The sequence below is a fragment of the Mycobacterium sp. genome, from assembly GCF_047975165.1.
GTDB lineage: Bacteria > Actinomycetota > Actinomycetes > Mycobacteriales > Mycobacteriaceae > Mycobacterium.
In genome coordinates this window covers 1-5,312 of record NZ_JBKECZ010000144.1, presented here as the reverse complement: position 1 = coordinate 5,312, position 5,312 = coordinate 1, and the positions used below count along the sequence as shown (strand labels likewise).

General features: G+C 69.5%; 4 protein-coding genes and 2 pseudogenes. 2 read left to right on the top strand and 4 right to left on the bottom strand.

The annotated features are described in order from the left end of the window. Positions 1-340, bottom strand: a pseudogene (locus ACK5M9_RS13570) (hypothetical protein); the annotation flags it as partial. A gap of 106 nt (positions 341-446) precedes the next feature. Continuing rightward, on the bottom strand, positions 447-1,232 hold the full coding sequence (locus tag ACK5M9_RS13565) for a DUF2470 domain-containing protein (protein ID WP_416893680.1): 786 nt from the start codon (positions 1,230-1,232) through the stop codon (positions 447-449). A gap of 153 nt (positions 1,233-1,385) precedes the next feature. On the opposite strand from ACK5M9_RS13565, the gene pheA reads away from it, so the two are divergent. Both pheA and ACK5M9_RS13555 read left to right on the top strand, forming a co-directional pair. After that, on the top strand, positions 1,386-2,333 hold the full coding sequence (gene pheA, locus ACK5M9_RS13560) for a prephenate dehydratase (protein WP_416893679.1): 948 nt from the start codon (positions 1,386-1,388) through the stop codon (positions 2,331-2,333). Next, positions 2,330-3,022 carry a histidine phosphatase family protein gene (locus ACK5M9_RS13555; RefSeq protein WP_416893678.1) on the top strand — a complete coding sequence of 231 codons (693 nt, stop codon included), beginning with the start codon at positions 2,330-2,332 and terminating at the stop codon, positions 3,020-3,022. The genes pheA and ACK5M9_RS13555 overlap by 4 nt, the downstream gene beginning before the upstream one ends. Positions 3,023-3,283: 261 nt before the next feature. Here ACK5M9_RS13555 and ACK5M9_RS13550 read toward each other — a convergent pair whose 3' ends face one another. Further along, positions 3,284-3,634 (bottom strand): metallopeptidase family protein, encoded by a 351-nt coding sequence (locus ACK5M9_RS13550; protein ID WP_416893677.1) that lies wholly within the window; start codon positions 3,632-3,634, stop codon positions 3,284-3,286. Between the two features lie 28 nt (positions 3,635-3,662). Continuing rightward, positions 3,663-4,829, bottom strand: a pseudogene (locus tag ACK5M9_RS13545) (septum formation family protein); the annotation flags it as partial. Positions 4,830-5,312 lie beyond the last annotated feature (483 nt).

The following is a 5,312-nucleotide window of genomic DNA, read 5'->3' as shown; positions in this document are numbered from 1 at the left end:
GCGCCGGTGCCGCGCGCGCCCGGGGGGGGCGGGTGTCCCGCGCGGGGGCGGCGCGGTCGAGGCGGCGCGCGGCGGTGGTGGTGGGGCCGGGCGCGGGTGCGGTGGGGGTGGGGCCGGGCGCGGGTGCGGCGGTGGTGGGGCAGGCCGCGGTGGCGGGGCCGCCCACGGTGGTGGGGGGGCCGGGCGCGGGTGTGGTGGTGGGGCCGGGCGCGGGTGCGGTGGTGGTGGGGCAGGCCGCGGTGGCGGGGCCGCCCACGGTGGTGGTGGGGCCGGGCGCGGGTGCGGTGGTGGTGGGGCCGGGCGCGGCGGCTGCGGGACGGTTCCGGGGCGTGGCGGCCATTCGCCCGGGGGTGTCCTTCGGGGGTGGTGGCCCACTCGCGGTCGATCACCGTTCACCCGGACAATTTACGTGCTGCGAACTTGCCTGGACAGCCGAGCCGGGAGCGTTAGAGACGGGCGTGCAACCCGTTGACGAATGGGCATCCCATCAGGACGCGAATCGCTTTTCGTAGGCCGCCCAAATCATCGACAGGCCTGTGGAAGGACAGCCGGACGTCACGATCGCCGTCGTCGGCCTCGATGCGGAACCGCACGCCGTACCGGTCCAGCCCGAGGGGCCGGACATGCCCGCGGCGCAGCGGTGCGGGCAATCGGCAGACCAGGCGAGCGACCACGTCGGCGTGTGCGGTTGCCAGATGCCACAGCAATGTCGACTCAACCTCGCAGAACGGATCGGGGCGTGCAGTAAGCAGATCGTCGAGGCTGACCGGCTCGGCGCCGGTCGCGTCGGTGACCACCACGGAATCGATGCTGAGCCGTAGCAGGGTGTAGCGGGTTTCGTCGGTGTTGGGCGGGCCGGACTTCGGGGTGTCGACCTGCAGTAGAACCGGGTCGGGATTTTCGGTGGCCACCTGATCCAACAGTGCGAAGACTTCGGGGGGAGGCACCCGGTGCAGCCGGCCGCGCACCCAGACCAGCGAGCGGACGGGCTCGCGCACCGGCAGCGGTGCGTGGTCGGTCAATTCCAGCACCGCCTGCGAGCCGTCGAGCTGCCCGCCACCGGTCGCACCGTTGGGAACGACGACGGCGAAGGCGCCGTCCGGTAGCAGGTGGTGCACGGGCAGGGAGAGCGGATCGGCGCCGTCGACTGCCAGCAACGCGCTCCCCGCCCGCGAACATGTCGTGCGGATTCGTTCGGCCGTGGTCGGCGCCGGATATGCGGCAGGTAGCACGGAGCCTCCAGTGAGTTAGGTAAGCCTAAGATAACCGACGGTTGGAGTCGCGGCAAGCTGCCACGCCCCTGCGGCAAGCTGTCCGGATTGTGAGTGCCGACACCGGCTGTTCGCGTGCGTCGAATCCCGGCAGATGTGCCTAGTCTTGTCAGGGTGGCCCGCATCGCTTACCTCGGTCCGGAAGGGACGTTCACGGAGGCGGCCCTGCTGCAGATTGCCGGCGCGGGACAAATCCCCGGCGGCGACGCGATACGAGTGCCGACCGACAGCACTCCGGCGGCGCTGGACTCGGTACGACGCGGTGACGTGGCTTTCGCGTGCGTGCCGATCGAGAACTCGATCGACGGATCGTTGGCGCCCACATTGGACAGCCTGGGTGCCGGATCGCCGCTGCAGGTGTTCTCCGAGACAACGCTGGATGTGTCGTTCAGCATCGTCGTAAAAGCCGATCGCACTGCGGCCGAGGTCGCGACCCTGGCGGCGTTCCCGGTGGCGGCCGCCCAGGTGCGGCAGTGGATCGCCGAACATCTACCCGGCGCCCAGCTGCGGCCGGCGTATTCCAATGCCGACGCCGCACGTCAGGTTGCCGAGGGCCGCGTCGACGCGGCAGTGACCTCCCCGCTGGCCGCCGCGCATTGGGAGCTGACGGAGTTGGCCCGGGGCGTGGTCGATGAGTCCAACGCACGCACCCGCTTCGTCCTGATCGGTCCGCCGGGTACGCCGCCTGCGCGAACCGGAAGCGACCGAACCTCGGTGGTGTTGCGGTTGCAGAACGTGCCGGGCGCGCTGCTGCTGGCGTTGTCCGAATTCGGGATCCGGGGAATCGACCTGACTCGCGTCGAATCCCGGCCCACCCGCACCGGGCTGGGCACATACATGTTCTTCGTCGACTGCGTCGGCCATATCGACGACGATGCGGTCGCAGAAGCGCTCAAGGCCCTGCACCGCCGCTGCGCCGATGTGCGGTATCTGGGCTCCTGGCCCACGGGTGAGCCCGTGGGAGCGTTGCCGCCGTCGGCGAGCGAGGCATCCGCATGGTTGACGCGCCTGCGAAGGGGGGAAGTGGGACTCGCGGACGGGAAGGGGCAGACGCAGCGATGAGTGGTCGGCTGGTGTTGCTGCGACATGGACAATCCGTCGGCAACGTTGAACGCAGGTTGGACACCAAGCCGCCGGGAGCGGCGCTGACGCCGTTGGGACGGGACCAGGCTCGGGCGTTCGCCCACGGGCGCGCGGCCGCGCGGGTGTCGATGCTGGCACACTCCGTGGCGCTTCGGGCATCGGAAACGGCGGCGGAGGTCGGCGCCGAGATCGGCGCGGCCCCGGTGGAACTACACGGTATTCATGAGGTTCAGGTGGGTGTTCTGGAGAATCGCTGCGACGACGAGGCGATCGCCGAATTCAACGCCATCTACCGCAGATGGCACCACGGCGAGCTCAGCGTTCCGTTTCCGGGTGGTGAGACGGCCGAGGATGTACTGGGCCGGTATGTGCCGGTGCTCGACGACCTCCGGATCCGACACCTGGACGATGACGAGTTCGACGGTGACATCGTGGTTGTCAGCCACGGCGCGGCCATCCGGTTGGCTGCCGCGGTGCTGGCCGGCGTCGACGGCCGCTTCGTGCTGGACAACCCGTTGAGCAATGCGGAATCGGTGGTGCTCAGCCCGATCACCGACGGGCGCTGGAGCTGTGTGCAGTGGGGAACCCGTACACCCCCGTTCGATCCCGACGCCGGTAACCCGGAGGTTGGGGATGCCGTGGGGTCAAGCTCCGATCCGACGGGTTGAACCGCGCCGGCCGGCGGATCCCGCGCAGTCGCACCCGAGCGCGTCGCAGTCGATGACGAAAGCGTGCGCGAACAGCCTCGGAATCCCGCAGTCCGGCTCGGTGCATTCCGGCCGCGCCAGGGAATGGTGGATGAGTGTGCCGTCGCAGCGAGGTAATCGATCCACGTTTTCCCGGTAGTTGCCGGCGTCTACGCTCATATGCCGTTCATAGCACCGGGCGCCGCCGGATTGAGGATGCCGCGCCCGAAGTGCGCTCGCTGGTCAACCCCAGCCGAGTTCGTCGAGCGCGTCGTCCGCGATGCCGAAGTGGTGAGCGATTTCGTGGATCACCGTGATCGTCACCTGTTCGGCAACCTCGTCGTCGGAACCACAGACCTCCAGCAATGCGTCGCGATAGATCGTGATCGTGTCTGGGAGGGCGCCGGCGTAGTCCGAATCGCGCTCGGTGAGTGCGACGCCTTCGTAACAGCCCAGCAGTTCGTCGTCGTCGGGATGACGGTCGGCGATAAGGATGACGACGTTGTCCATGGCGGAGGTGAGTTTCTCGGGTATCCGGTCGAGTGCGCCCGAGACCAGGTCCTCGAAGCGCCGCGGATCCATCCGCACTGCCATCGCGCTATGCCGTTGGCCGTTGCGCGGACGGTGGCGGGCATCCGAGGCGGCGCGCATGCGGCGGAGATTCGCTGGCCGCAGCGTCCGTGGGCGGACGAACCACCGGCTACTGACCGGGGAGGTCGGGCAGGTCCAGCCGCTCCTCGGGGATGTCGGGCGGTGGTATCGGCGGCTGACCGTTGATCAGCAGCGGCCCGTCCGCGCGGTTGAGCAGAGTCGCCCAACCGCCATTGCCCAGCGTCGCGCCAACACTGCAGGCGACCTCGCGGCTGCCCGCAGCCCAGCTCGGCAGCGGGATCGTCGGGTAGATCAGGGTCAGGGTGGTGGTCCGCAGCTCGACCGGCGCCAGGTAGTCGTCGGTCATCTGGGTGCAGGAGTCTTTGATGAATTCGTCCTGATCGGCTTCTAGGGGCATCCCCTCGGGGAAGTGCTCGGCCAGGTTGACGGTGCCGGTGACCTCCATCGCGTGCGGTGCCGTGCAATCGACGGGGACATCGACGGGCTGATTGGTGGCCGGGTCGATGCCCAGGCAGGTCCCCGCGGGCCACACCTTGGACTGGTCTATGTCGGCGACCTTGCCCTTGAACAGCACCTGTTGATTGTCCGGCCCGGGTAGCTGTAGGCCGCACAGCATCCGGCGCTGACCGGCCTGCCGCCACTCCCGGTCGCCCGACCACAGCATGCTGACGGTGAACTTGCTGTTGGGGTCGAACCTGACGCCTAGGTAACGGCGCACGCTGGGATCGCACTGCTCGGAGTTGATCTGCTGCATGCGGGTCGGCGAAGGGGGATCGGCACCGGGGCGGTATTCCGAGCCGGGGAAGGCCTGCATGTCCACCGGCTGGGCTACCTCGAATCGGTGGTCGTCGGCGCAGTCGACGATAGTGGCCGACTCTGGCGCGCCGTCCGGCCAGTTCAGGCAGTCACCCGCGACCGCGCGGTCGAAAGCGGAGTTACTCTTGGGCTCGCTGTTCGGTATTGGGTTGTTGCTGATCAAGCCGGTTAGCAGCCCGGGAACGGTGCCGGTGACGGGCAGAACGGTGACCAGGCCGGCGATCAGCAGTCCACCGAGCGCGGTGAGCACCAAGCCGCGCCTGGTCGCGGATGCTTGCAGAGCACGTCGGCGGCGGGGCGGGGTTGGCGGTTCGGCCGGTGGCTCGTTGGGGCCGGTTGCGCTGGGCTCAGCCTCCTCTGCCCCGGCCTCCTGGGCCCCCGTGCTCTCTGCGTCGGTCTCCTGGGCCCCGGCGTCCTCGGCCGCGGGGATGATGACGGTGTCGTTTCCGGCGTCGGGGGCGGCGCCGGGCCAGGCCCAGGTCTGGATATCGTCCTGGCCGTCGGCGTCGGCGTCGGCGTTGGCGTTGGCGTTGGCGTTGGCGTTGGCGTCGGCGAGGGCCTTGGCCTCTTGGGCCTCGGTGTCCTCTGCCTCGGTGTCAGCGTTCTCTGCGCCGGCTGCGACTGTGGTGTCACCCTCGGCGCCGGCTGTGACTGTGGTGTCACGTTCGGCGGTGGTGTCGTCGGCTGTGACTGTGGTGTCACGGTCGGCGGTGGTGTCGGCGTCCGTGTCGGCGCCAGCGTCCGCGTCGGCGCCAGTGTCCAAGTCCGCGCCGGGGGCGGCGCCGGGCCAGGCCCAGGTCTGGACCTCGCCCTGGCCGTCGGCGCCGGCGAGGGCCTCGGCCTC